18 protein-coding genes are annotated in these 26,507 nt (G+C 68.9%); 1 reads left to right on the top strand and 17 read right to left on the bottom strand.

The window, feature by feature from the left end:
* Positions 1-18: 18 nt before the first annotated feature.
* The 4 genes from ACLQ3F_RS03660 to ACLQ3F_RS03645 all read right to left on the bottom strand — a co-directional run bounded on the left by ACLQ3F_RS03660 (position 19) and on the right by ACLQ3F_RS03645 (position 5,116).
* On the bottom strand, positions 19-1,392 hold the full coding sequence (locus ACLQ3F_RS03660; protein ID WP_425845992.1) for an N-acetylmuramoyl-L-alanine amidase: 1,374 nt from the start codon (positions 1,390-1,392) through the stop codon (positions 19-21).
* Between the two features lie 66 nt (positions 1,393-1,458).
* Positions 1,459-2,625, bottom strand: a complete 1,167-nt coding sequence (locus tag ACLQ3F_RS03655; protein WP_425845990.1) for a peptidoglycan DD-metalloendopeptidase family protein — start codon at positions 2,623-2,625, stop codon at positions 1,459-1,461.
* 215 nt (positions 2,626-2,840) lie between these two features.
* Positions 2,841-3,824, bottom strand: coding sequence for a TolB family protein (locus ACLQ3F_RS03650; RefSeq protein ID WP_425845987.1), 984 nt, complete (start codon positions 3,822-3,824; stop codon positions 2,841-2,843).
* Positions 3,821-5,116, bottom strand: coding sequence for an MFS transporter (locus ACLQ3F_RS03645; protein ID WP_425845984.1), 1,296 nt, complete (start codon positions 5,114-5,116; stop codon positions 3,821-3,823). The genes ACLQ3F_RS03650 and ACLQ3F_RS03645 overlap by 4 nt, the downstream gene beginning before the upstream one ends.
* Before the next feature lie 213 nt (positions 5,117-5,329).
* On the opposite strand from ACLQ3F_RS03645, the gene ACLQ3F_RS03640 reads away from it, so the two are divergent.
* On the top strand, positions 5,330-6,709 hold the full coding sequence (locus ACLQ3F_RS03640) for a DUF7594 domain-containing protein (RefSeq protein ID WP_425845981.1): 1,380 nt from the start codon (positions 5,330-5,332) through the stop codon (positions 6,707-6,709).
* A 179-nt stretch (positions 6,710-6,888) separates the two neighbouring features.
* Here ACLQ3F_RS03640 and mmsB read toward each other — a convergent pair whose 3' ends face one another.
* The 13 genes from mmsB to araB form a co-directional block, all read right to left on the bottom strand.
* Positions 6,889-8,139: a multiple monosaccharide ABC transporter permease gene (gene mmsB, locus ACLQ3F_RS03635; RefSeq protein WP_355006870.1), complete on the bottom strand. Its 1,251-nt coding sequence runs from the start codon at positions 8,137-8,139 to the stop codon at positions 6,889-6,891.
* Positions 8,136-9,674, bottom strand: a complete 1,539-nt coding sequence (gene mmsA, locus ACLQ3F_RS03630; RefSeq protein ID WP_124860735.1) for a multiple monosaccharide ABC transporter ATP-binding protein — start codon at positions 9,672-9,674, stop codon at positions 8,136-8,138. Before mmsA ends, mmsB begins: the two co-directional genes overlap by 4 nt.
* 85 nt (positions 9,675-9,759) lie before the next feature.
* On the bottom strand, positions 9,760-10,902 hold the full coding sequence (chvE, locus tag ACLQ3F_RS03625) for a multiple monosaccharide ABC transporter substrate-binding protein (protein ID WP_357263640.1): 1,143 nt from the start codon (positions 10,900-10,902) through the stop codon (positions 9,760-9,762).
* Between the two features lie 312 nt (positions 10,903-11,214).
* Positions 11,215-12,870, bottom strand: a complete 1,656-nt coding sequence (locus ACLQ3F_RS03620) for a glycoside hydrolase family 27 protein (RefSeq protein WP_425845977.1) — start codon at positions 12,868-12,870, stop codon at positions 11,215-11,217.
* 301 nt (positions 12,871-13,171) lie between these two features.
* On the bottom strand, positions 13,172-14,158 hold the full coding sequence (locus ACLQ3F_RS03615; RefSeq protein ID WP_357205456.1) for a LacI family DNA-binding transcriptional regulator: 987 nt from the start codon (positions 14,156-14,158) through the stop codon (positions 13,172-13,174).
* Positions 14,159-14,569: 411 nt separating this feature from the next.
* Positions 14,570-16,690 (bottom strand): family 43 glycosylhydrolase, encoded by a 2,121-nt coding sequence (locus ACLQ3F_RS03610; RefSeq protein ID WP_425845973.1) that lies wholly within the window; start codon positions 16,688-16,690, stop codon positions 14,570-14,572.
* 341 nt (positions 16,691-17,031) lie between these two features.
* The gene (araA, locus tag ACLQ3F_RS03605) at positions 17,032-18,534 is read right to left on the bottom strand and encodes an L-arabinose isomerase (protein WP_357205451.1); all 1,503 of its coding nucleotides are present in this window, start codon (positions 18,532-18,534) and stop codon (positions 17,032-17,034) included.
* Between the two features lie 26 nt (positions 18,535-18,560).
* The gene (yjfF, locus tag ACLQ3F_RS03600; protein ID WP_425845970.1) at positions 18,561-19,550 is read right to left on the bottom strand and encodes a galactofuranose ABC transporter, permease protein YjfF; all 990 of its coding nucleotides are present in this window, start codon (positions 19,548-19,550) and stop codon (positions 18,561-18,563) included.
* Positions 19,547-20,617: an ABC transporter permease gene (locus ACLQ3F_RS03595; protein WP_355006878.1), complete on the bottom strand. Its 1,071-nt coding sequence runs from the start codon at positions 20,615-20,617 to the stop codon at positions 19,547-19,549. Before ACLQ3F_RS03595 ends, yjfF begins: the two co-directional genes overlap by 4 nt.
* Entirely contained in the window at positions 20,614-22,155 is a 1,542-nt protein-coding gene (locus ACLQ3F_RS03590) for a sugar ABC transporter ATP-binding protein (protein ID WP_357205448.1), read from the bottom strand. Before ACLQ3F_RS03590 ends, ACLQ3F_RS03595 begins: the two co-directional genes overlap by 4 nt.
* 188 nt (positions 22,156-22,343) lie before the next feature.
* A complete protein-coding gene (locus tag ACLQ3F_RS03585) occupies positions 22,344-23,351 on the bottom strand; it encodes an ABC transporter substrate-binding protein (protein ID WP_425845966.1) in 1,008 nt (335 codons plus the stop codon).
* Positions 23,352-23,479: 128 nt separating this feature from the next.
* The gene (locus ACLQ3F_RS03580; protein ID WP_238686382.1) at positions 23,480-24,172 is read right to left on the bottom strand and encodes an L-ribulose-5-phosphate 4-epimerase; all 693 of its coding nucleotides are present in this window, start codon (positions 24,170-24,172) and stop codon (positions 23,480-23,482) included.
* Positions 24,169-25,851: a ribulokinase gene (araB, locus tag ACLQ3F_RS03575; RefSeq protein WP_357205443.1), complete on the bottom strand. Its 1,683-nt coding sequence runs from the start codon at positions 25,849-25,851 to the stop codon at positions 24,169-24,171. The genes ACLQ3F_RS03580 and araB overlap by 4 nt, the downstream gene beginning before the upstream one ends.
* Positions 25,852-26,507 lie beyond the last annotated feature (656 nt).

Below are 26,507 nucleotides of genomic sequence, written 5' to 3'. Positions count from 1 at the left end.
CGTGGTCGTACCGCGCCCTCAGCAGCGCGGCACGTTCGGGATGTACCCGTCGTAGCCGGTCAGCACGAAGGCGTCGGAGACGTAGCGGTTGGTGCCGATCCGGTTCCAGACGGCAGTCGTGCCGTACGGGCCGGTGACAGTGCTGCCGACGGCCTGGCAGTAGACGGCGACGGTGGCGCCGTCGGCGACCGAGCCGACGACCGGATAACTGGCGCCGGGGCCGGAGCGCACGTTGAGGCTGGACGCCTCGGTGGTCACCGTGCCGGAGCCGATGCCGGTGATGCCATTCACCAGCTGCATGTAGTAGGTCCAGTTCCAGTTCGGGCCCGGGTCGGTGTGGGTGGCACCGGGCACCTCACTGTGGGCGATGATGTGCGCACGATCCCTGGCTACGCCGTACTTCGTGGTGAGGCTGCGGGTGAGCGCGGCCGAGGCGCGGTACATGGCGTCGGTGAACCAGGCGAAGTTGTCGACGAACCCCTCGTGCTCGATGCCGATCGACTCGGTGTTGTAGGTCCAGTTGCCGGCGTGCCAGGCGATGTCCTTCTCCCGCACCGACTGGGTGACGGCCCCGTCGGAGGAGCCGAAGGTGTAGTGCGCGCTGGCCTGGGCGGCCGGGTTCTGGAACCAGCTGACAGCGCCGGCGTACGAGCCCTGCGTCAGGTGGATGACGATGCGGGTGACCGGGTAACTGCCCGGTCGACTGGCCGCCGTGTAGTTGCTCGTGCTGGCCGGCGCCCACGCGGCCGGTCCGTAGTCGGTGCTCAAGGTGCCGATCCCGCCGAGCACGGCGGCCCGCTCCAGGCCACCCCGCCGGGGCGCGACCGGTCGCCCAGCCACCGCCTCGCCGCGCTCGGTGAACCCGGTCCGCAGCAGGCCGTAGATGGTGTCGGCGTAGAGCCGCGCGACCGACGCCTCGCTGGCGCCGCCGTACCGGGCTACCGCTCCGTACCAACCGTTCACGTCGTCGCGCGCCGCGGCGGTGAGGCCGGCCTGATCGGCGTACGAGCGCAGCACGGCTGCCGCCCCGAGCACGTTCGCCGTGGGTTCGGTCCGCAGCGCGGTCGGGCTGAGCCGGGTGAGCGCGGCAGCCTCGTCCAGGGTGCGCACGCCGGGGACGCTCGCCAGGTGCATCAGCCCGTGACCGCCCGCCGCGCTTGGTGTGCGGGCGTGCATGTCGAGCCGCGACTCGGCGTACCCCAGTGCCACCAGCAGGTCGCGTGGCACGTCGTACCGCGCCGCGGCGGTGTCGAAGGCGACGGCGAGCGGGGCGGCCGGCGCTGGCGTTCCACCGGGGTCGGCGACAGCCGGTGACGCGACCGCGACGAGTCCGGTCAGGGCGGTGGTCAGGGCGAGCAGGAGCCGGCCCCGGTGGAAGGTGCGAACGGACATGAGCCCTCCTTGCGGTGACTGCCGGTTGGCGGCCGGTGAGCCGCCAACCCGCAGGGATGGACCTCGTCAGCACCAGCCGTTGATCGGGCCGTTCACACCGGTCGACAGGTAGGCGTCGGACACCCAACTGCCGTCGCTCAACCTGTTCCAGAGCGCCGTGGTGCCGTACCGGCCGGTGTGGGAGGTGCCGTTGGCGGAGCAGGAGATGGTGACCGTTGCGCCGTCGGCCACCGAGCCCAGCGAGCCGTAGCCGGTCCCCGGCCCGGCACGTCGGGTGAGCACCCCGCCGCCGTTCGCGTCGACGACCCCCTGGTTGAAGCCGAGCGCGCCGTAGTTGTACAGGCCGCCGCCGGCACCGGCCCAGGCCGACCCGTGCCGCGCCCCGCCCTGGTACGCGGCGGCGCCGTTGGCGAGTACCCACTTGCCGATGTCGTGGCCGGCGATCGGCACGTACGCGCTGTTCTGCCGGAGCCCGAAGTGGACGTGCCGGCCGTAGGCGGCTCCGCCGCAGGTGACGTCGGTGCCGGTGTTGCCCAGGACGGCGCCCTGGCCGACGCTGGCGCCGTTGACGGAGATGCTGTTCCACAGGTGGTAGTAGTCGGTCGAGTAGCCCCGGTCGTGAATGACCCGGATCCACCCCTGACACATCGTGTACGCCGCCCCGGCGCGGGCGGCGCGGACCACCTGGTCGCCACCGGCCAGGTCGACGGAGCTGTACGGCGACTCGGTTCCGCCCCAGCCGTGCGGGCCGCTGGTGAGCGTCCACGTCTGGCCCACACCGAACGGCAGGGCCATTCCGGTCCGGTAGTCCCCGCCCGCGTACATCGGGGTGGGGGTTGTGGTGAGCACGCTCTTCTCCTGGCTTGTCATCAGGGGCGATTCGGCGGCCAGCGCACCGAAGGTTGCCTCGCCGTCGAAGGCGATGCGCCACCCGGCGGGCTCGGACCGGGCGATGAAGATCGACCCGGTCGGGTGGGCGTCCTTCTGTCGGGGCGCGAGCGCGACGGCGGTGCCGAAGGCCCACCGGCCGCTGGTGCGGCTGACGGTGATTCGGGTCTCTGGTTGGGCATCGGCGGCGGACAGCTCGGCGGTGCCGAGCAGTTTGGCGGTCACCGCACTGGTGAGCGTGGGGGTCACGGCTGCGGCGGCGGCACTGGGCGCGGCCCCGATCAGGCTCGTGATCGTCATCAGGGCCGCGGCGACGCCGCCGGCCAATCGTCGACCGTGTTTCATCGTGCCCTCACTTCCGACGGGTCCAGGCCAGAGCGATGGGGCGCCCGCAGCCACCAGGGGTTGAGGTACTAGCGGGTTGACCAGGGGCTATCGCACGACCACGGAGACGGACGTAAATATTGATGACGATTGTTGTGTAGTAAAACGTCGAAGTCAACGCGCTCATCGAAGGTTTCCTACAGGTTTCCGGACCGCCGGGGCCGCGGACCGGACCGTCAGGTGAGCGGGGACGGCGACTCCGCGCCGGGGATGACAAGCGTCGGCGTGCCGGACCCGTCCGCCGCAACGCTCCAGACGTCGGGCTGGCCGTCGTCGCGGCGCAGCGTGTAGGCCAGCTTGCCGTTGTCCAGCCACGCGGCCTGGTCATCGACGCTGCGGACCTCGGCGGTCGCGGTGACCCGCATGCTCGACAGGTCCAGGACCGACAGCCGCCAGCCCTTCGCCGGGTCGGCGTCGACCGCCTCCTTGAACGCGAGCCGGGTGCCGTCCGGTGACAGCGACGGGCATTCGACGTTCTCCTTCAGCGTCTCGACGGTACGAGCCGCGAGGTCACCCCGGACGAGGTATCTCCTGCCCCCGGTCGCCATCGTCGCGTAGAAGCGGTTGTCGTCGGCGGTGAAGGTGACGCCCCAGTAGTTGACGTCCGCGTTGCGGTAGCTCCGGCCGTCCCGGGTGATCGCGAACTCTTCGAGCGAGGCCACAGTGGTGCCGGTGCGGGCGTCGAGGATCCCGGTGCGGGTGGAGAAGCCACTGGAGGTGTACGAGTCACCACCGACGAACGTCGTCCAGGAGACCATCCGGCCGGACGCCGACACCCGGGCACGGTTCGGCAGCCCCGGCACACTGACCGCCCTCGTCTGGCGCAGCGTCGCGTCGAGGACGACGACCTGGTACGACCACGCGGTCTCCGGCTTCAGGCAGACCCCGGTGCCGCCGGCCGCGTACACCCGGAGGCATTCCAGGCCGGCGATCGTGCGCGGCCCGGCGGGGTCGGTCGCGGCGACTGTGGAGACGTGCCGGTCGGTGATCGCCAGCAGGCGCGGCCCGGACGTCAAGGTGACCGCCTGCTCGGCGTCGGCGGGTGGCGGCGTCCGGGGAACCTGCCCGGCCCTGGCGGCGTAGCCGGCCGCCACCGCGCCCAACAGCACGGCCGAGGCGACCACCACACCGAGCTTCGCTCGGGTCGACATCGCGGTCATCGGGGCACCTTCCGGGTGGTGAGTCGGGACGGGGAGGCCAGCAGGAGCAGCGTGCCGACCAGGACGCCGGCGACGGCCACGGCCGCCGCGCGGATCGCGCTCTCCGGCCCCCACGCCTGCCAGGCCAGACCGAACAGCACGGAGGAGACGAGGTACGCGAGGGCCTGCCCGGTCTGCACCAACGCGATTCCGGTGGTCCGCAGACGCGCCGGCAGCACCGGACCGGCGAGCGCGATGAGGACCCCGTCGGTGGCCGCGTAGAAGGCGCCGTACAGGGTCAGCGCGAGGGCGATCAGCGGCCAACCGTCGACCGGGCCGGCCAGCAGCAGGTACGTCGTGCCGAGGGCGGTGTAGCCGCCGATCACCACGGGCAGGCGACCGATCCGGTCGGCGAGTACGCCGAGCGGAGCGGCGAGCAGCAGGTACGCCAGGCTGGTTCCCACCGCGAGCAGCGGAAACCAGCGCAGGCCGAGGTCCATTCGGCGTTGCAGCAGCAGGTACACGAAGCCGTCGCCGATGGTGGCCAGCCCGAGCATCGCGGCGGCCAGCACCAGCCGCCGGGCCGGTCCTGCGCGCAGCAGCCCGAACGCCTCGCGGACGGAGACCTTCGCCTCGTTGGTCTCGTCCGCCGCCCCGCCGTCCACCCCCTCGCCGGACGGCTGCTCCCTGACGAAGAGCACGAGCACCACCACGGCCAGGGCTGCGATGCAGAAGCTGGTGACGAACACCGCGTCGTACGACTGCCCGACGACCAGCAGGACCGCGAACGCGGCGAGTGGCCCGAGGAACGCGCCGACGCTGTCCATCGCCCGGTGCACCCCGAACGCCCGACCCAGCGCCTCCGGTGGCGTGGAGAGCGTGATCAACGCGTCACGCGGCGCGCTTCGCACCCCCTTGCCGATCCGGTCGACGGCGATGACCGCGCCGATCGCCGGGATCGACCGACCAGCGAGCAGCAGACCGAGCTTCGCGACCGCCGAGAGCGCGTACCCGATGCCGGCGATCAACTTGCGCCGCCGGAACCGGTCGGCGGCGAAACCACCGACGACCCGCAGCAGCGCTGTGGCGCCGGTGTGGACGCCGTCCAGCACGCCGAAGGCCACCGGGCTGAGGTGCAGGCCCAGCACCAGATAGAGCGGCAGGACCGCGGCCACCATCTCGGCCGACACGTCGGTGATCAGACTGACCGTGCCGAGCGCGACGACATTGCCGCTGACCATCGTGAACCGACGGCGGCGAGGCCCCGATCCTGGCTCATCGGCGACCGGTCGGGAGACGGTCGACAGGTACACGAGCATCTCCTCTGATCGACGGGCAGCCATCGTCCGTACTCAGTGGAGGAGGCACAACGCACCGCGGGTGGCATCCGGGCGAGGGACTGTTTAACAGGCTCCCAACAGCGAGGTGTTCGCCTGTCGGGACGCACTGTTCATCCGCCCGTCGCCCGCCGGCTCATCGACCTTCCTACATTCCTTGCGCTCTTCCCACGAGGTAAGGAGTCCTGGATGGACATTCGATTCCCCCGTCCGTCGGTGACGCTGGGGGTGGTCACGGTGATCGTCGCCGCGACCGCCGCCGTCGTCGTGACCGGCGCCGGCGCGGCGTCGGCGGCGAGCGTGACCTTCACGCCCGTCGCCGACACCTACGTCCAGAGCGACACGGCGGCCACCAACTACGGCACGTCCACGCAGGTCGTGGTCGACAACTCGCCCGTGCGGCGCTCGTTCCTGCGCTTCACGGTGAGCGGTGTCAGCGGCACGGTGACCGGCGCCAAGCTGCGACTGCGCACGATCAGCGGCAACAGCGGCAGCGACGCCGGTGGCACGTTCCGCCGGATGTCCAACACGACCTGGTCGGAGACCGGCACCACCTGGAACAACCAGCCGACCATCGACGGGGCCACGCTCGGCACGATCGGCGCGGTCAGCGGCAACACCTGGTACGAGGTCGACGTCACTGCCGCTGTCACCGGCAATGGCACGTACAGCTTCGGTGCCACCTCGACCAGCGGTGACGGCGCCTACTACGACACCCGCGAGAGCGGCGCTGACGCTCCGCAATTGGTGGTCACCACCGGCAGCACCACGCCGCCCCCGTCGGGCGACCCGGTCTTCGTCGGCGCCGGCGACATCGCCGACTCGGGCTCCGGCGACAGCGCCACAGCGACGCTGCTCGACAGCATCCCGGGAACGGTCTTCACCACCGGCGACAACGTCTACGACAGCGGGACGGCGTCGCAGTTCAACAGCTACTACGAGCCCACCTGGGGTCGGCACAAGTCCCGCACCCGCCCGTCGCCGGGCAACCACGACTACAACACGTCGGGCGCGAGCGGCTACTACAACTACTTCGGTACGTCGGCCGGCCCGAGCGGTCGCGGGTACTACTCGTTCGACCTGGGCAACTGGCACGTCGTGTCGCTGAACTCGAACATCAGCATGTCGGCCGGCTCGACGCAGGAGCAGTGGCTGCGCGCGGACCTGGCCGCCAGCAGCAAGCCGTGCACTATCGCGTACTGGCACCACCCGCTGTTCACGTCCAGCTCCAACCACGCGCCGTCGACGTCGACGCGCCCGCTGTACCAGGCTCTCTACGACTACAACGCCGACGTCGTGGTCTGGGGGCACAACCACGTGTACGAGCGGTTCGCCCCGATGAACCCGGCCGGTGGCGCCGACTCCAGCCGGGGTCTGCGCAGCTTCGTCGCCGGGATGGGCGGCGCCGGCCACTACGGCTTCGGCACCATCCAGCCCAACAGCGAGGCGCGTAACAGCTCCGCGTGGGGGCTACTGAAGTTCACCCTCCACTCCAACAGCTACGACTGGCAGTTCGTACCGGTAGCCGGCCAGACCTACACCGACACCGGCACCACCAACTGCCACTAACCCACCCCACCCCACCCCAGCCTCACCCCACCGCCCCGTCGATCTTGCACTTTCTGTCCCGACTTCTGCCGCAGAAGCCGCAGATCGTCGACACCAAGTGCAAGATCGCGGAGTCGGTTGGAACGCAGATGGCCCCTGACCGCGTAGCGGTCAGGGGCCATCTCGGCTTCGTGCAGGCGTCAGCGGGCGGTGCCGGCGCGACGCTTGTTGTAGACGTCGAAGGCGACCGCGACGAGCAGAACGAGACCCTTCACCACCGACTGGGTCGACTGGTCGATGCCCATCAGCTGCATGCCGTTGCTCATCACCGCCATGATCAGACCACCGACCATCGCGCCCACCACGGTGCCCACGCCACCGGTGACCGCCGCACCGCCGATGAAGGCGGCGGCGATGGCGTCCAGCTCGAACATGTTGCCGGCGGCGGGCTGAGCGCCGTTGGACCGCGACGAGTAGATAACGCCGGCCACCGCCGCCAGGAAGCCCATGTTGACGAACATCCAGAAGTTGACGGTGCGGACCTTCACCCCGGAGAGCGCCGCCGCCGACAGGTTGCCGCCGATCGCGTAGACCTGCCGACCGAAGACGGTACGCCGGGTGAGCAGGCCGTAGACCAGCACCAGGACCGCCAGGATGATCAGCACGATCGGCAGCCCTCGGGCGTGCGCCAACTGCCAGGCGAAGTACATGAGGACCGCGCCGACCAGCACGACCCGGGCGACGAAGAGCGGGAACGACTCGACGGGCTGCTGGTAGCGGATACGCGCCACGCGGGTGCGGAAGCCGCTGACCGCGTAGCCGGCCACGGCGATGGCGCCGATCAGCAACGTGAAGGCGTCGAAGCCCTGCCCACCGAGCAGGCCGTTGAGGAAGCCCGCCGCGACCTGCTGGTACTCGGACGGGAACGGCGACAGCGAGATGTTGTCGAGCACCCGCAGGGTCAGACCCCGGAACAGCAGCATGCCGGCCAGGGTCACGATGAAGGCCGGAATGCCGGCGTACGCCACCCAGAACCCGTGCCACGCGCCGACCGCGACGCCGACGACCAGCGCGGCCACGACGCCGATCCACCACGGGTGACCCTGCTGGATCACCAGGACGGCGGAGACCGCTCCGGTGAGCGCGACGACCGACCCGACTGACAGGTCGATGTGCCCACCGATGATCAGGATGACCATCCCGATCGCGAGGACCAGGATGTACGAGTACTGGAGGACGATGTTGGTGATGTTGCCGGGGCTCAGCAACACCCCGTCGGTCAGGACCGCGAAGAGCGCGACGATGACGACCAGGGCGACGTAGATCCCGCTCTGCCGCAGGTTGTTCAACACCAGCGCCCGCAGGTCGCTCGTCCCGCTGTGCAGGGCTGCGCCGGGCGCGCTGTCCGGGGGCGTGGGGCGCTCCGTCGAAGGGGTCTTGATGCTGGTCATCCGACGAGCTCCTTGTCCTTGGTCATCAGCTCCATGAGGCTCTCCTGAGTCGCCTCGGCCACCGGCATCTCGCCGGTGATCCGGCCGGCGGCGAGGGTGTAGATGCGGTCGCACATTCCGAGCAGCTCCGGCAGCTCGGAGGAGATGACGATCACTGCCTTACCGGCGGCCACCAGCCGGTTGATGATTGTGTAGATCTCGTACTTGGCGCCGACGTCGATCCCGCGGGTGGGCTCGTCGAGGATCAGCACGTCCGGGTCGGTGAACAGCCACTTCGACAGCACGACCTTCTGCTGGTTGCCGCCGGAGAGCTTGCCGACCACCGCCATGACGCTCGGCGTGCGGATGTTCATCTCCTTGCGGCTCGTCTCGGCAACCTTGATCTCCTCGTTGCCGTTCACCCAGCCCAGGCGGGACAGCCGGTCCAGCGCGGCGGCGGACACGTTGCGCCGCACGTCGTCGATGAGGTTGAGCCCGTAGCGCTTGCGGTCTTCGGTGACGTAGGCGATGCCGTTGTCGATCGCCTCGGCGACGGTGCGCGCCTGCACCTCCCGCCCGTGGACGAAGAGTCGGCCCCGGATGTCGCGCCCGTAGGACCGACCGAACACGCTCATGGCTAGCTCGGTCCGACCGGCGCCCATGAGGCCCGCGATGCCGACGACCTCGCCGGCGCGTACGGACAGCCCGACGCCCTCGACGACCATCCGGTCCTGGACCGGGTGCCGCACCGTCCAGTCCTCGATGCGCAGGACCTCGTCACCGGGCGACGACTCGCGGTCGGGGTAGAAGCTGTCCAGGTCGCGCCCGACCATGCCGCGGATGATCCGCTGCTGGGTCACCTCGTCCGACCTCATGTCGAGGGTCTCCACGGCGCGCCCGTCACGGATGACGGTGGTCGAGTCGGCGATGGCGGTGATCTCGTTGAGCTTGTGCGAGATCATGATGCAGGTGATGCCCTGCTCCTTGAGCGCCCGCAGCAGGTCGAGCAGGTGCGCCGAGTCGATGTCGTTGAGTGCGGCCGTCGGCTCGTCCAGGATGAGCAGGCGCACCTTCTTCGACAGCGCCTTGGCGATCTCCACCAGCTGCTGCTTGCCGACACCGAGCTGAATGACCGGGGTGACGGGGTTCTCGTGCAGCCCGACGGACGCCAGCAGCTTCGCTGCTTCGGCGTTGGCGAAGTTCCAGTCGATGAGCCCGCTGCGGCCGCGCCGCTCGTTGCCGAGGAAGATGTTCTCCGCGATCGACAGGTACGGCACCAGAGCGAGCTCCTGGTGGATGATGACGATGCCGTTGGCCTCGCTGTCGCGAATGCCGCGGAACTGCATCGGCTTGCCGTCGAAGAGGATCTCGCCGTCGTACGAGCCGGACGGGTAGACGCCGGACAGCACCTTCATCAGGGTGGACTTGCCGGCGCCGTTCTCACCACAGATGGCGTGGATCTCCCCGCGGCGCACTGCGAGGGTGACGTCCTCCAGCGCGGTCACGCCGGGGAAGGTCTTGGTGATGCGACGCATCTCGAGGATGGTGTCGTCCATGGTCACTGTCCTCCGTCAGGTCTGGACGCGGTACACGCCCAGGCGTCGGGCCCGGCGGGTGTGACCGCCGGGCCCGACGAGTGGCTTACTTCTTGGCCTGACCGGCGGCGACCTCTTCCGCCGTCCAGTAGCCGGAGTCGATCAGCGTCGCCTTGATGTCGTCCTTGTAGACGGTCGCGATCGGCAGCAGGTACGCCGGGACGACCTTGACACCGTTGTTGTACGTCTTGGTGTCGTTGGCCTGCGGCTCCTTCTTCTGAAGGAAGGCCTCGGCCGCGTTCACGGCCTGCTCGGCCAGCAGCCGGGTGTCCTTGAAGACCGTGGAGCTCTGCACGCCGTCGTTGATCAGCTTGATCGAGGCGATCTCCGCGTCCTGGCCGGTCACCACGGGGAGCTTCTTCGCGCCCTTGCCGTAGCCGGCGTTCTGCAGGGCGGTGATGATGCCGCGGGAGATGCCGTCGTACGGCGAGAGCACCCCGTCGACCTTCGAGCCGTCGTTGTAGGCCGAGGTCAGCAGGTTCTCCATCCGCTTCTGCGCGGTCTCCTGCTGCCACCGCAGGGTGGCTACCTGCTCGGGGGTGGTCTGCTTGGACTTGACGACGAGCGTGCCGTCGTCGATGAACGGCTTCAGCGTGTCCATCGCGCCGCCGAAGAAGAACTGGGTGTTGTTGTCATCCAGCGACCCGGCGAAGAGCTCGACGTTCAGCGGCCCCTTGGCGGTGCCCTTCGAGCCGTCCTTGTTCAGCAGGCCGAGACCGACGAGCAGCGCGGTGCCCTGGGCGACGCCAACCTTGTAGTTGTCGAAGCTGACGTAGAAGTCGACGTCCTTGCTGCCACGGATCAGTCGGTCGTAGGAGATGACCGGGATCTTCGCGGCCGCGGCGGCCTGCAGCTGGCTGCTGAGGGCAGTGCCGTCGATCGCGGCGAGGATCAGGACGTCCGCACCCTGGGTGATCATCTGGTCGACCTGCTGCGACTGCGTGGGGATGTCGTCGCCGGCGTACTGGAGGTCGACCTTGTAGCCCTTGGCCTCCAGCTTCGACTTGACCGCGTTGCCGTCGGCGATCCACCGCTCCGACGTCTGGGTCGGCATCGAAACACCGATGGTCAGGTCGCTCGGCTTCTCGTCGCCGGACTTCTCACCGCTGCCCGCACCCCCGCCGCTGCACGCCGCCAAACTCAGCGCGAGTGCCGCGCCGCCGAGAGCAACCAGGAATTTCCTGCCCACGGGCTTCTCCTCTCTGGACTCCCCCGCCGACTGCCGGGGCCCACTGTCATCTTTCGGGTAGTGTTAGCGCTCACATAGATTGCGTCAACACCAGATCCGAAATACCGGTGTCACGGTCTCGTAACGGAGCATCCAGGCGAGCGTAGCCATGTGGCCGATCCGCCGGAAGGGCAGGACGCGGCAACTCTGCGTGTTCGTCCGCCGCACTCTACAGACGGATGCCCGCGGACGACATCTGTCGTCCGCGGGCACCAGCACCACCGTCGGATCAGGCGGGCCGCCTCGACCTCGGCGGTCGGCGACCCCGGTCGGCTACCGCTGCGACCACCGCTGGTTCGCCGCCGCGGTGCAGGTCCAGAGGATCACCGTGGTGCCGTTGGCCGTCGCGTTGTTGTTGACGTCCAGGCAGAGCCCGGTCTGCGCGTTGCTGATCGTGCCGTTGGAGTTGACCGCCCATTGCTGGTTGGTCCCGCCGTTGCAGTCCCAGATCTGCACCTTGGCACCGGCCGCGGCGTTCGACGGCGCGTCCAGGCACTTGCCCAGGGCCTGAAGGGTCTGGCCGCTCCTGGTCCAGCGCTGGTTGGCGGCGCCGTTGCAGTCCCAGATGACCGGCTGCGTGCCGTTCGTCGTGTTGCTGTTCGGCACGTCGAGGCAGCGGCCGGAGGCGGCGCTGGCATACGCGCTCGACGTGGTCGGCGGCGGCGTCGTCGGAGGAGTCGTCCCGCCACCGCTGACCCGGTACACCACGGTGCCGTGCGCGGGGACGCTGGCGCTGATGGTCCCGCTGCTGGTGCTCGTGCCGCCGGTCCACGCCTCGACCAGGGTGAACGACGAGCCGGACTTGCCGATGGCCGCTGCCGTGGTCGAGATCGTCGTCGTCGAGCCGCCCTGGTTGAGGAGGGCGACGGCGACGTCACCGTTGGCGAGCCGCTTGGCCAACACCCGACGCGTGCCGTCGAACGACACCTGCGCCCCCTGCAACCCGAGCGAGTCCTGGTTGATCGCGATCAGGTTGGCGTTTTTGAGGATGGTCTGCGTGGCGGCGTTCATGTTCCGCACGTCGTTGCCGGCGATCAGCGGAGACGCCATGATCGCCCACATGGCGAAGTGGCTGCGCATCTCCGTGTCGTTCATGCCGCCGCGACCGACCTCCATCATGTCGGGGTCGTTGAACCCACCCGGGCGCGCGTAGGACGCCAGCGGAACGGTCACGTTGATGATGTTCTGGATGCCCATCGGGTACCCGTTGCTCTGGCCGGTGTCCCACGCGTTGGTGATGTCCTCGGTGGTTCGCCACATGTTCGCCACGTCGCCCCAGTTGCGCTGCGGGCCGGTCTTGGCGTGGATGCTGTTGGAGTTGATGCTGTAGACGATCGGTCGGCCGGTGGCGGCCAGGGCGTCACGCATCTTGGCGAAGGTGGTCACCTGGTCGTTGATGCTGCCCTCCGGCGAGCACCAGTCGTACTTGAGGAAGTCGACACCCCAGGCGGCGAACTGGCGTGCGTCCTGCACCTCGTGGCCGCGGCTGCCGGTCGCGCCGGGGTAGGAGCCGAAGTACTGGGCACAGGTCTTGTCGACCGGCACCTGATAGAGGCCGAACTTCAGGTTCCGGGCGTGCAGATAGTCGCCGAGCGCCTTCATGCCGCTGGGGAACCGGGTGGGGTCGCCCTGGATGTTGCCGGAGCTGTCCCGGTTGGGGTTGAACCAGCAGTCGTCGACCACGACGTAGTTGTAGCCCAGGTCGCGCATGCCGCTGCTGACGATCGCATCAGCCGTCTGCCGGATCAGCGCCTCGTTGATGTTGCAGCCGAACGAGTTCCATGAATTCCAACCCATGGGGGGCGTACGCGCCACGCCGTTGTCGAGTGCCTGCGCCGCCGGGGCACGGAGGCCGACGAGGGTGCCGGCGAGCAGTATTCCGGCCGCCAGTACGCTCCCCCAGCGACGACCTCGGGTATTGCGGTTCATCGAGCCTCCTGTCAGTGACGCCCGCCCGTGATTACGATCTCTGGTCGGTACGCCGATAGTTGGGTGCCAATTTTTGTTAGCGTTAACAGAGACGCCCATCATGTTACGGCGACATTTCACGAGGTTCAATACCTTCACCGCTCTGCATCGCTAGACATCGATTGGTCACACTGTGCAACCCATCGAGTCACGTCTTATCAGACGAGGAAGGCGGAATTCGCGCACGCTGGCGCGGACCCATACGCGCTGCGGTGGGACTGCTCCCCGCACTACGCGGGGCGACCTGCGGTTGCTCCGACGGTCAGCGGCGAGGTGGAGCGACGCTCTCGCGGGCGACCAGAGCGGGGGCGATGGTCTGCCGCAGCGCCCCGCCGGTGCCCGACTCGATCTGCGACAGCAGCATCTGCAGGCTCGCTCGCGCCACCGCGTCGAAGTCCGGTCGGACGGTGGTCAGCGGCGGAATGAAGTACGCCGCCTCCGGCACGTCGTCGAAGCCGACCACGCTGATCTCGTGCGGCACCTGTCGGCCGAACTCGTGCAGCGCCCGCAGCACGCCCAGCGCGAGATGGTCGTTGGCGGTGAAGACGGCGGTGACCTCCGGCATCCGCGCCAACATCTGCCCGCAGCGGTAACCCGAGGCCGCGGACCAGTCCCCCGGCATCGGCGGCGGCGGATCCAGCCCGGCGGCCAGCAACGCCTGCCTCCAACCGTCGATCCGACCCACGCTGTCGAACCAGTCGGTCGGCCCGGAGACGTGCCAGACGGTGCGGTGCCCGGCGTCGAGCAGATGTTGCGTCGCCGCCCGGGCGCCCGCCACCTGGTCGACGGTCACCAACGGCACCGGCCGACTCGGGTCACCGTCGACCGTGACCAGCGGGACATCCTTGGGCAGGCGCTCCAGCGCCTCACCGGCCGACTCGACCGGGGCGATGACCACGATGCCGGCGACCCGGTGCGACAGGTGCCGCTCCACGGCGGCCGAGATGGAGCGGTGGTCCAGGTTCCGCACGCTGCCGACGCTGACCGCGAAGCCCTCTTCGGCGGCGGTCTGCTCCAGCGCGGCCAGCAGCGATGCCGGACCGTAGAGCGTCGTGTTCTGCGCGACCACGCCGATGACCTGCGATCGACCGGTCACCAGGGCGCGTGCCGCGCCGTTGGGGCGGTAGCCGAGTTCGGCGATCGCCGCGCGGACCCGAAGCCGGGTCTGCTCACGGACGTTGGGGTGCCCGTTGAGCACCCGCGACACCGTCTGATGGGAGACACCGGCGAGACGAGCAACGTCCGTCATCGCGGGACCGTGGACGGCCATTTCGCTCCCCCCGCTACATCTCCGGCCCGCGGCCCGTCGACGTCGACTGGAGCGGTCCGGCCCGATCCCCCTCGCTCAGTCACCACGCCGGTGCTGAATCCCAGGTGACCAGCGCTGGATCGCCGACAGTCTACGCCAGCAACGACCCCGGACACGGCATGCGTGTGCGGGGACCGCCCGACGCGCCGAAGCCGTACAACGCGGTGCCGTCCGGAATCCCGCACCAACCGGTACGGGACATGGTCCTTGTGTGGTGCGCCGGCCTGTTCCTCACTCCTGGACAGAGCGCGGAACAGGCCGGCGAGGACCTGACGCGGTGGCGCGGGCAACACATGCCGCCAGGCCTGCGTCGCTGCGCCACCGGTCAGAGCGATCGTCGTGTGATCGGTGTCACGGGGTGGTCAGGTCGAACCGCCGCACGGTGACCGCGCCACCGAGCGCCTGCGTCGCGTGGTTGAACACGGCGAACCGGTAGCCCATGAAGAACTGCCAGTTGTTCGCCAGTGTCAGGGCGTTGCCGAACGAGGTGAAGTTCACCCCGTCCGTGCTGTACGAGAAGCGTGCCTGTCGGCCGGAACCTGGTCTGATGTCGGCGTTGGCGCGCAACCAGATCCGGCCACCGGAGACGGCGGTGCTCGCCACCTCGCTGCCGGTACTCGTGGTGTTCCAGCTGCCGTCCATCGTCAGACCGTTCTGCATGACCAGCCGGGTGGAGCCGTTGTCGCGTCTGATCCCGATCCAGGCCGACGAGTTGCGCAGCACCGCCAGGCCGGTGCGGTCACCGTCGCGCATGGTGGAGTAGTCCAACTCGATGGTCGCGGTCGAGGTGGGACCCTGGATGCGGTGGGTCAGCGTGTTGCGCGCCTTGTACAGGTCACCGGTGACGGTGGCGGTCTGCAGGTTCAGCCCGTTGTTGACCGACCACTTGCTGTTGTCCGGGTTGTGGTTCCACTCCCACTGCGGGCCGAGCGTGGTGCCGGCGAACGTGTCGGTGCCGGTGAGCGGCTTGACCGCCCGGGGCGGGGCGGGCAGATTCGGCTTCGGGTACGAACTGCCCCACGCGCCGTTGACCGTCTGCAGCACGGGCCACCCGTCGCCGGTCCAGGTGATCGGGGCCAGGGCCGGCATCCGACCACCGGGGTACGCGTCGACGAAGGACATGTAGTACCAGTCCCCGTTCTGGGTCTGCACCAGCCCACCCTGGTGCGGCACACCGCCACCGGAGATCGGGCCGGGCAGGTTGAGCAGCACCTGACGCTGCTCGTACGGGCCGAACGGGCCGTTCGTCGACTTCAGCACGTACTGGCCGTTGGCCGGGCGGGTGAGCCAGATGTAGTACGCGCCGTTGCGCTTGTAGAAGCGGGCGCCTTCCAGCGTCCCGATGCTCGACGGCGTCTGGTACACCTGCTGGGCACGAACCTGGGACTTCCCGTCCGCGGAGAGCTGCGCGACGCTGATGGTGCCGTTGCCGTACGCGACGTACGGGGTGTCGTTGTCGTCGAACAGCAGGCCGGCGTCGTAGTAGCAGTTGGGGATTGTGGCGTGCTTGCTCCACGTGCTGTCGACGGCGGACGCGGTGTAGATGTGGGTCTGCGCGAAGTCGATGCACCCGGCCCAGTAGTACTGCCTGTTGCTCGGCCGGTAGTTCAACGTCGACGCCCAGATCCCGTCGACGTACGCGTTACCGCCGCTCATGTCGTACTTCGACCCGAAGTCGAGTCGGGGTACGGCGTGACCCGCGAACTCCCAGTTCACCAGGTCGTACGAGCGCAGGACCGGCGCGCCGGGCGAGTAGTGCATGGTGGACGACGTCAGGTAGTAGACGTTGTCGACCCGAATGATGTCGACGTCGGCGAAGTCCTGCCAGATGGCCGGGTTCGAGAACGTACCGTTCGACGGGGGCGGCGTGGTGGGGGGCGGCGTCGTGGGGTCCGTCCCGCCGTCGACGCGGACGAACTGCCACTGCTGGTTGGTGCCGTTCCAGTCGTCGTACTGCACGATGTTTCCGCCGTCGGCGGTCGAGGCGCCCTGCACCTCCATCACCTTGTTGCTGTTGCGGTTGATCAACCGGACGTAGCCACCGTCGGAGTCGGCAAGCCGGAACTGCTGGTTGGTGCCGTTGGTGTCGCTCCACTGCACGATGCTGCCGCCGTTGGCGGTCGAGAAGCCCGAGACGTCCAGCACCTTGCCGGAGAGCCGCGACTTCACCCGGTAGTAGCCACCACCGGAGTCGACGAACTGCCACTGCTGCTGGTTGCCGCTGTTGCGGGTCCACTGGGTGATCCGCGCGCCGTCGTTCGTCGCCAGGTTGTAGACGTCCAGCGCCTTGCCGCTGTTGCGGTTCACCAACACGTACCACGCATTGGTGTCGACAGTCGCCGCTGACGCGGGCGACGAGGCGACGGCTGAGGCCGCGCCACCGACCACCAGCGCCATCGCGGCGACAGCAAGTCTCGACAGCCACCCGCGCCGACGGGGCGCACCCCGGGAAACCCGACCGATGGAAAGCATGATCCTCCTCTGCTGACGCGAACCGAGCGATCTGGGTCGGCGTCCGCGGCACCGGGCGGGGCGCCGATCTGACCGAGCCCGGCCATGTGATCGCTAACACCGCCAGCCCGACAGTGACGGCGGCGAGATGCCGAAACCGGGAGAGGTGGGGAGCGCGCGTGGCCGGACAGCCAAAGACATCGACCATCTTGGCTATAGACTGTGAGCGATAACATGCTGTTAGTCAAGCCGTAACACAGCCGCCTCGCGTCGCTGCCAGGACACACGCGAACGGGTGGTCCACCCAGCCCGCAGGCAGGGATGGACCACCCGTGTCGAGGGGGGCCGTCAGGCCGCGCTGATCAGAAGCCGCGAGCCAGCCGGTGGTAGGCCTGGTTCCAGCGCAGCTCGTCGGCGAAGCGGCGAGGCTCCGTGGCGGCGTCGATGACGACCAGCTCGGTACGGCTCATCTCCGCCAGGTCGTGCAGCTCCTCCACGCCCACCGCCTGCGACAGGACGGTGTGGTGCGGGGCGCCCGCGGTGATCCACGACTCGGCCGAGACCGGCAGGTCGGGGCGCGGACGCCAGACGGCACGGGCAACCGGCAGCCGACGCAGTGGCTGCGGCGGGGCCACCACGTCGATCTCGTTGGCCACGAGCCGGAAGCGCTCCCCCATGTCGGCCAGCCCGAGCACCACGGCCGGACCGGCAGCGGCGTCGAACACCAACCGGACCGGGTCCTCCCGGCCACCGATGCTCAGCGGATGGATCTCCACGTTGGGCACGTCGGAGGCGATGGTCGGGCAGACCTCCAGCATGTGGGCGCCCAGCACCAACTCGTTGCCCGGGGTGAGGTCGTAGGTGTAATCCTCCATGAACGACGTGCCGCCGCTCACGCCCACCGACATCGCCTTGAGGGTGCGGACCAGGACCGAGGTCTTCCAGTCGCCCTCACCGCCGAAGCCGTAGCCGTCCGCCATCAGCCGCTGCACGGCGATGCCCGGAAGCTGACGCAGCCCACCGAGGTCCTCGAAGTTCGTCGTGAAGGCCCGGAAACCACCGGCGTCCAGGAAGGCGCGCATGCCCAGCTCCAGGCGCGCGGCGTACCGCAGGGAATCGTGCTGCTCGCCGCCGGGCAGCAGCGCGCCGACGATGCGGTAGGTGTCCTCGTACTCCTTGACCAGGTCGTCCACCTGCGCGTCGGTGACCTCGCCGACCACCTCGACCAGGTCGTTGACCCCGTAGGTGTTGACCGAGACCCCGAACCGCAGCTCGGCCTCGACCTTGTCGCCCTCGGTCACCGCGACGTCGCGCATGTTGTCACCGAAACGGGCCAGGCGCAGCGACCGCATCGCCGACCAGCCCAGCGCGGCGCGGGCCCACGCCCCGACCCGATTGGTCACCCGCGGGTCACTGACGTGCCCGGCCACCGTCTTGCGGGCCACGCCGAGACGCGTCTGGATGTACCCGAACTCGCGGTCGCCGTGGGCGGCCTGGTTCAGGTTCATGAAGTCCATGTCGATGTCGTTCCACGGCAGCAGAACGTTGGCCTGGGTGTGCAGGTGCAGCAGCGGTGTCTGCAACGCGTCCAGACCGGAGATCCACATCTTGGCCGGCGAGAACGTGTGCATCCAGGCGATGACCCCGACGGCACCCTGAGCGGCGGCGTCCCGGCAGACCTGCAGAATCTCACCGCTGTTGGTCAGGACGGGCTTCCAGACCACGCGGGCGGGAATCTGCGGCGAGTCGTCGAGCGCGGCCGCGATCTGGCGAGACTGCTCGGCCACCTGGCGGAGCGTCTCCTCGCCGTACATGCCTTGGCTGCCGGTGAGGAACCAGATCTCGGGTTCGGTGTGTGGTGCCATGGAGTTGCCTTCCGCGAGAGGGGCGGTCACTTGTAACGGATTCCGATGAGGCGCTGAAGCAGGATGAACGCGAAGAGCAGACCGCCAATCACGATCTTGGTCCACCAGGAGTTGAGGCTCCCGTCGAAGGTGATGAGAGTCTGGATCACGCCGAGAACCAGCACGCCGAGCACCGTGCCGAAGACGTAACCCGCGCCGCCGGTGAGCACAGTGCCACCGATGACGACGGCGGCAATGACGTCCAGCTCCATCCCCACGGCGATCAGCGGCGCGCCGGAGAGGGTGTAGAAGGACAGCAGGATCCCGCCGATGGCCGAGCACAGACCACTGATCGTGTAGACGGCGATCCGGGTCCGCCCCACCGGCAGGCCCATCAGCAGCGCCGACTGCGGGTTGCCGCCGATGGCGTAGACGTTGCGTCCCAACCGGGTGTAGGCCAGCACGTACGCGGCGATGACGACCACCACGAAGGCGATCAGCACGCTGATCGACACGAAGTTGCCCCGCGGGTCCCCGATCCGCTCCTGCGACATCGAGGTCCAGAACCCGTCGGTGATCGGGATCGACGCGCCGGAGATGAAGGTGCACATGCCCCGGGCGAAGAACATCCCGGCGAGCGTCACGATGAACGGCTGGATCTCGAAGAAGTGGATGACGCAGCCCATCAACAGGCCGAGCGTCGGACCGATGAGCAGGGCGATGACCAGCACCAGCGCCGCCGGCATGCCGTCCTGCAGCAGCGCGGCCGACACCATCGCCGTCATCGCGACCACCGAACCGACCGACAGGTCGATGCCCCCGGTGAGGATCACGAAGGTCATGCCCACCGCGACGACGAGCAGGAAGCTGTTGTCGATGAAGACGTTGAAGATGACCTGGACGTTGGAGAACGCCGTGTACTGCGAGACGCCGATGCCGTACATCACCAGCAGCAGGGCGAGCGTCGCCAGGACCGGTATCTGCTTCCTCGGCAGCCGGAACCGGGTACGACCGGCGGTAAGCGTTCCAGTGGTCATGCCGGCACCTGCTCCTTCGGCTTGTCGGCGATGGTGGCGGGCGGCGGGACGTTGCGCCTACGTCGGCTGAACCGGGCCCGGAAGGCCGGCGCCTGGATGAGGCAGACGGCGATGACGACGACCGCCTTGAACAGCAGCGAGGTCTGCGGCGAGATGTCCATGGCGTACACCGTGGTGGTCAGGGTCTGGATGATCAGCGCGCCGATGATCGTGCCACTCAGGAAGAACCGGCCGCCCGCGAGGGACGTACCGCCGATGACGACAGCGAGGATCGCGTCCAGCTCGACCCAGAGGCCCGCGGCGTTGCCGTCGGCGCTGGAGACGTTCGCCGTCATCATGAAACCGGCGACCGCGGCACACGCGGCGCTGATCACGTACGCCAGGAAGATGACCCGGCCGGACCGGATGCCGGCCAGCCGGCTGGCCATGGCGTTGCCGCCCACCGACTCGATGATCATGCCGAGTGCGGTGCGACGGGTGAACGCGGCGACGAGCAGGGCCGCGGCGAGCGCGATGAAGATGGCCAGCGGCAGCGTCAACGCGTGGCCCAGGCCGATCGCCCGGTACGGCTCGGAGTTGATGGTGATGATCTGGCCCTCGGTGATCAGCTGGGCGAGACCTCGGCCGGCGACCATCAGGATCAGGGTGGCGATGATCGGTTGGATCCCGATCACGGCCACCAGCACCCCGTTCCAGGCACCGAGCACGAGCGCGACGCCCATCGCCATCGCGAGGGCGGTCACCACCACGCCAAGGCTGTTCTGGTCGGGCTGCTTGCTGATGTACATGCAGGCGATCGCGCCGCTGATCGCGCAGAGCGAGCCCACCGACAGGTCGATGCCGCCGGTGGAGATGACCAGGGTCATGCCCAGCGCGACGAGGATCAGCGGTGCGCTCAGCCGAAGGATGTCGACCGGCGTGCCGTACAGGTGCCCGTCCTTGAGCTCGACGGACAGGAACCCGGGCCGGTAGATCGTGTTCGCGGCGAGCATGACGAACAGCACGGCGGCGGGCCAGAACAGCCGGTGACCCATCATCGTCCGATAGCGGCTCATGGTGTCGTTCATCGGTCTGCCTCCTCCCGGTGGGATCCGCTGGCGATGGTCTGCATGACGCGGTCGGCGTCCAGGCTCTCGTCGTTGGCGAGCTGCGCGACCATCTGCCGGTCCCGCATGACGGCCACCTTGTGGCTGAGGCGCAGCACCTCCTCCAGCTCGGCGGAGATGAACAGCACCGCCATGCCCCCGTCGGACAGCTGCGTCACGAGCTTCTGGATTTCGGTCTTAGCCCCGATGTCGATGCCCCGGGTCGGCTCGTCGAGGATCAGCAGTCGCGGCTCGGTGATCAACCACCGGGCCAGCAGCACCTTCTGCTGATTGCCGCCGGAGAGGTTGCGGACCGGCACCTCCGGGTCGGCGGGCCGGATGTTGAGGGCCTTGACGTACTTGTCGACCAGCTCGTCCTGGCGGCGACGCGGAATGGGCCGCAGCCAGCCGCGGGCCGCCTGCATCGCGAGGATCATGTTCTCGCGGACCGAGAGGTCCGCGACGATCCCCTCGGCCCGGCGGTTCTCCGAACAGAAGCCCACGCCGTGGTCGATGGCCTGCGCGGGGGTGCGCAGGCCGCTCGCCGTGCCGTCGATCGCCACCTGGCCGCCGTCGCTCCGGTCGGCGCCAAACAACAACCGCGCGACCTCGGTACGCCCCGAGCCCAGCAGGCCGGCCAGGCCCACCACCTCGCCGGCGTGGATGGTGAGGCTGAACGGCTCGACCGCCCCCGCCCGACCGAAGTTCGACACCGCCACCAGGGGGGTGCCCTCCTCCAGCGCGGCCAGGTCCCGCCGGGAGTGTTCCTCGATGCCCTCCAGGACGTCGAGCTCCTTGCCGATCATCTTCTCGACCAGGGAGAGCTGGGGCAGCTCGGTGGTGAGGTACTCGCCGACGAGCCCGCCGTTGCGCAGCACGGTGATCCGGTCGGCGATCTCGTAGACCTGGTCGAGGAAGTGGGTCACGAACAGGATGGCGATGCCCTCGTCGCGTAGTTGCCGCATGATGCGGAACAGCTGCGCCACCTCGCTGGCGTCGAGGCTGGACGTCGGTTCGTCCAGGATCAGCACCCGGGCCTTGATGTCGATGGCGCGAGCGATGGCGACCATCTGCTGGATCGCGAGCGAGTACGAGCCGAGTGGCGCGCTGACGTCGAGGTCGAGGTCGAGGCGGGAGAGCAGGTCTCGGGCCCGGCGGCGAACCTCACCCCAGCGGACGGCGCCGAAGACCCGGGGCTCCCGGCCGATGAAGATGTTCTCCGCCACCGAGAGGTTGGTGCAGAGGTTGACTTCCTGGAAAACGGTGCTCACACCGGCCGCGGTCGCCTGCATCGGACCGGTGAACGACACGGCCTCGCCGTCGAGGGTGATCGCGCCCTCGTCGGTGTCGTAAACGCCGGTGAGCACCTTGATGAGGGTGGACTTGCCGGCGCCGTTCTCGCCCATCAGGGCGTGCACCTCGCCGGGGAAGAGCCGGAAGTTGACGTCATGGAGTGCGCGCACCCCGGGGAAGGATTTGCTGATCCCGGTCATCGTCAGGACCGGACGGCTATCCGTCATCCCATCAGACCTCTTCTGGGTTCTCGACACGGAAGGGCCGCTACGCTCCCGCCACGCCCGCCCGGTCGTCCGTGGGGGACGCTCGGGCGGGCGGGGTACGGGGGTCGTCGCGGGCCAAGCCCGGTCCGTTTCGGGTAGGGAAGCGACGCGGCGGGGCCGCCACGCGAACGCGGCGACCCCGTCGTCGATCAGTACTTGCGGTTGGGCAGAGCTTCCTTGGCCTGCTCGGTCGTGAAGGTGGTCTCCTCGGTCTCGATCCGAGCAGGCACCGTCTCGCCGGCCTTGACCTTCTTGGCCAGGTCCATCAGCTGCGGGCCGAGCAGCGGGCTGCACTCCGCGATGAAGTTGAACTTCCCGTCGGCGAGAGCCTGCATGCCGTCCTTGACAGCGTCGATCGTGATGATGGTGATGTCCTTGCCCGGCACCTTGCCAGCGGCGGTGATCGCCTCGAGCGCGCCCAGGCCCATGTCGTCGTTGTGCGCGAACAACACGTCGATCTGCTTGTTGGCCTTGAGGAACTGCTCCATGACCTGCTTGCCGCCGGCCCGGGTGAAGTCACCCGTCTGGGAGGCGATGACCTTCAGGTTCGGGTTGGCGGCGATCGCCTCGGCGAAGCCCTTCTTGCGGTCGTTGGCCGGTGCCGCGCCGGTGCTGCCCTGCAGCTCGACAATGTTCACCGGACCCGAGGCGGTCTTCTTCTGCTCGACCAGCCACTCACCCGCGAGCTTGCCCTCCTTGACGAAGTCCGAGCCGAGGAAGGTCTTGTACAGCGACTTGTCGGCCGAGTCCACCGAGCGGTCGGTCAGGATGACCGGGATGCCGGCGTCCTTGGCCTCCTTGAGCACGGTGTCCCACCCGGACTCCACCACCGGTGAGAAGGCGATCACGTCGACCTTCTGCTGGATGTAGTTGCGGATCGCCTTGATCTGGTTTTCCTGCTTCTGCTGCGCGTCGTCGAACTTCAGCTCGATGCCGGCCGCGGTCGCAGCCTCCTTGATCGAGATGGTGTTGGCGGTACGCCATCCGCTCTCCGCACCGACCTGGGAGAAGCCCATGGTGATCTTGCCGTCGTCCTTGGTGCCGCCGCCACCGCCGGTGTCACTGTTGCCACAGGCCGCCACGCCGCCGACCAGCAGCACGCTGGCGAGGACCGCGGCAGCGCGCCACCGAACGGACTGCGTTCGCATCTTTCCCATCGAATCTCCTTGGCTGGATGTGGTGGGTAACCGCGCCGACCGCAGAGGTGCGAAGAGCGGCGTACGCGGGTGGTGCGTGCTGGTGCGTCGTGGTGCAGACCGACGGGTCCCGGGTCTTCGGTGCAGGGTCAGGAACCCGCCGGTGCGACTGGTTGTTGGCCGTAGACGTTCTGGTAGCGGTCGTAGAGTGAGTCGATGTCGGCCTGCGCCATCGGGACCGGCTGCCCGAGGGTGTGGGCCAGGTGCGCGGTACGCGCCACGTCCTCGCACATGACCGCTGCCTTGACCGCCGCGCGGGCGTCACGGCCGATGGTGAACACGCCGTGGTTGCGCATCAGCACCGCCGGCGAGCGGTGCCCGGCGAGCGTGGCGACGATGCCCTTGCCGATGTCGTCACCGCCGATCAGCGCGAACGGGCCGATCGGGATCTCCCCACCGAACTCGTCGGCCTGGGCGGTGAGGTGGCAGGGGATCGACTCCCCACACGCGGCCCAGGCGGTCGCGTACGAGCTGTGCGTGTGCACGACCCCGCCAACCTCGGGCATGGCCCGGTAGACGTAGGCGTGGGCGGCGGTGTCGCTGGACGGGGCGAAGTCGCCCTCGACGAGAACGCCGTCGAGGTCGCACACCACCATCGTGGCCGCGGTGAGGTCGTCGTAGCTCACCCCACTCGGCTTGATCACCATCAGGTCCTGGCCGGGGACCCGCGCGGAGACGTTGCCGGACGTCCAGGCGACCAGGTTGTACCGGGTCAGCTCGGCGTGCAGGCGGGCCACGGTCTCGCGCAGCTCGGCGATCTGTCGGGTCACCTCGGCGTTCACGCCACCACCTCCAACGGGGCATCGTGGGTGGTCGCGGCGGTCTCGACCGCCGCGTTGCGGATCGCCCGCAGGCGGAGCATGACGTCGTTGCCGCCACGACCGAAGTGGTCGTGCAGCGTCCGGTACTCGGCGTAGAGGGCGTCGTAGGCGCGGGCCCGCTCGGGGTCCGGACGGTAGACGGCCTCATGCACCCGACCCATGGCCTGCGACGCCTCGTGGATCGAGGGGAACTCACCGGCGGCGACGGCGGCGTGGATCGCCGAGCCCAGCGCCGGCCCCTGCGCCGAGGCGATGATGTTCAGCGGTCGCCTGGTCACGTCGGCGTAGATCTGCATCAGCAGCGCGTTGTTGGTCAGACCACCGGCGATCACCAGGTCGTTCACCGGAACTCCGGCGTCGACGAACGCCTCGATGATCATCCGGGTGCCGTACGCGGTGGACTCCAGCAGGGCCCGGTAGATGTCCGCCGGCCGGGTGGCCAGGGTCATGCCGACGATCATCCCGCTGAGGTCGTGGTTGACCAGCAGGGAACGGTTGCCGTTCCACCAGTCCAACGCGATCAGGCCGTGCGCGCCGACGGGCTGACTCGCGGCCAGCTCGGTGAGGCGTTCGTGCGAGTCGACGCCGGCCGGGGCGGCGTGCTCGACGAACCAGCCGAAGATGTCGCCGACACCGCTCTGCCCGGCCTCGTAACCCCACGCGCCGGGGCTGATGCCCCCATCAACCACACCGCACATGCCGGCCACCTCGGCGACCTCCGCGCCGTTGACGACGTGACAGGTCGAGGTGCCCATGATGGCGACCAGCCGACCGGGCTGCACCGCCTGCGCGGACGCCGCGGTGACGTGCGCGTCGACGTTGCCGACGGCCACCGCGATCCCCTCCGGCAGGCCGGTCCAGGCGGCGGCCTGGGCGGTGAGCGCGCCGGCCCGGGCCCCGAGGGGCAGCAACGGGCCGTCGAGCTTGGCCACGAAGTCGCCGAAGTTGGGGTTGAGAGCGGTCAGGAAGCCCTCGGAGGGGTAGTGACCGTCCTGGAGGATGCCCTTGTAGCCGGCCGTGCAGACGTTGCGGGTCTCGGTGCCGCAGAGCTGCCAGACGATCCAGTCGGCGGCCTCGATGAAGCGCTCGGCCCGGTCGTAGACCTCCGGGTCCTCCTCCAGGAGCTGCAGGCCCTTGGCGTACTGCCACTCGGCGGAGATCTTGCCGCCGTACCGGCCGATCCACGGCTCGGCCCGCTCGTGGGCGAGCGCGTTGATCCGGTCGGCGTGCGGCTGCGCGGCGTGGTGCTTCCACAGCTTCACCCAGGCGTGCGGGCGGTCGCGCAGCTCGGGCGTCTCGCACAGCGGGGTGCCGTCGGCGAGCGTCGGCAGCACGGTGCAGGCGGTGAAGTCGATGCCGATGCCGACCACCGCCGCCGGGTCCACCCCCGCGGCGGACAGTGCCGCCGGGACGGCGTACCTCAGCACGTCGCGGTAGTCCTGCGGGTTCTGCAGGGCCCAGTCCGGGGGCAGCGTTCGGCCTCCCGGGAGAGCCGTACTGATCACGCCATCGCCGTACTCGTGCACCGCGGTCCCCAACTCGGCACCATCGCCGACACGGACCACCAGAGCTCGCCCGGACAGGGTGCCATAGTCGACACCGACGACGTAGCGGTCGTCAGCTCCGTCCACACGGTTCATGTTCACCTCCACCGTTAACGGGGATAGTGTTAACGCTCACATCCAGCCTCGTCAAGACATCTACCCGCAACAGCTCCGTAACGGAACGCGAAAGGCGGGCCGACTCGGGAGGTAGATAGCAAACCGGCCCAGAATCACCATTTCGCCCTCAACTGCGGCAACCATCCGACGATTGGGGCCCGCGCCGGGTACGAACGCCGCCCGGAGAGCCGCCAACAGGGCGACGTGACAGGTCTGGTCCGCCGCACATTGCGACATCGCCGTCCGATAGCGGCCACTTCTCCCCCGGAGATGATGGCAGCGATAACATTCCCGAGGCGTCACGGTCGCGTGCTCGAACCCGCTCGGCAGCCATCGACGACCATGCTGGCTCTTGGCTGAGCGCCCCCGGAGGGCGACCCACCCGACGCGAAGCCGGTCCACCACCCAGTGTTATCGATAACATTCAACGTCTTGGTGTGCCCGCCCCGCCCGGTCGCCCCGCGCGCCCGACGGCGCGTCGGGCGACCCGGAGGCAAAGCTCTACTCGGGCTCTCTTTCACATCGCGGGGTCGCGGGGTCGCGGGCGGAGTGATCGGCCGCGTTCGGACCGGGCCACCGCGGCCTGGTCGACCTCGGCCAACGCGGCCAACGCGGCCAACGCGGCCAACGCGCGG

It is taken from the genome of Micromonospora sp. DT15 (assembly GCF_049841475.1).
Lineage (GTDB): Bacteria > Actinomycetota > Actinomycetes > Mycobacteriales > Micromonosporaceae > Micromonospora.
The sequence above is the reverse complement of the archived record's forward strand: the minus strand, read 5'-3'. Positions and strand labels throughout refer to the sequence as shown.

Coding starts and splice junctions, on each gene's coding strand:
- ACLQ3F_RS03660 (WP_425845992.1), bottom strand. CDS start 1,392: ATGTCCGTTCGCACCTTCCACCGGGGCCGGCTCCTGCTCGCCCTGACC.
- ACLQ3F_RS03655 (WP_425845990.1), bottom strand. CDS start 2,625: ATGAAACACGGTCGACGATTGGCCGGCGGCGTCGCCGCGGCCCTGATG.
- ACLQ3F_RS03650 (WP_425845987.1), bottom strand. CDS start 3,824: ATGACCGCGATGTCGACCCGAGCGAAGCTCGGTGTGGTGGTCGCCTCG.
- ACLQ3F_RS03640 (WP_425845981.1), top strand. CDS start 5,330: ATGGACATTCGATTCCCCCGTCCGTCGGTGACGCTGGGGGTGGTCACG.
- mmsB (WP_355006870.1), bottom strand. CDS start 8,139: ATGACCAGCATCAAGACCCCTTCGACGGAGCGCCCCACGCCCCCGGAC.
- mmsA (WP_124860735.1), bottom strand. CDS start 9,674: ATGGACGACACCATCCTCGAGATGCGTCGCATCACCAAGACCTTCCCC.
- ACLQ3F_RS03620 (WP_425845977.1), bottom strand. CDS start 12,870: ATGAACCGCAATACCCGAGGTCGTCGCTGGGGGAGCGTACTGGCGGCC.
- ACLQ3F_RS03615 (WP_357205456.1), bottom strand. CDS start 14,158: ATGACGGACGTTGCTCGTCTCGCCGGTGTCTCCCATCAGACGGTGTCG.
- ACLQ3F_RS03610 (WP_425845973.1), bottom strand. CDS start 16,690: ATGCTTTCCATCGGTCGGGTTTCCCGGGGTGCGCCCCGTCGGCGCGGG.
- araA (WP_357205451.1), bottom strand. CDS start 18,534: ATGGCACCACACACCGAACCCGAGATCTGGTTCCTCACCGGCAGCCAA.
- yjfF (WP_425845970.1), bottom strand. CDS start 19,550: ATGACCACTGGAACGCTTACCGCCGGTCGTACCCGGTTCCGGCTGCCG.
- ACLQ3F_RS03595 (WP_355006878.1), bottom strand. CDS start 20,617: ATGAACGACACCATGAGCCGCTATCGGACGATGATGGGTCACCGGCTG.
- ACLQ3F_RS03590 (WP_357205448.1), bottom strand. CDS start 22,155: ATGACGGATAGCCGTCCGGTCCTGACGATGACCGGGATCAGCAAATCC.
- ACLQ3F_RS03585 (WP_425845966.1), bottom strand. CDS start 23,351: ATGGGAAAGATGCGAACGCAGTCCGTTCGGTGGCGCGCTGCCGCGGTC.
- araB (WP_357205443.1), bottom strand. CDS start 25,851: ATGAACCGTGTGGACGGAGCTGACGACCGCTACGTCGTCGGTGTCGAC.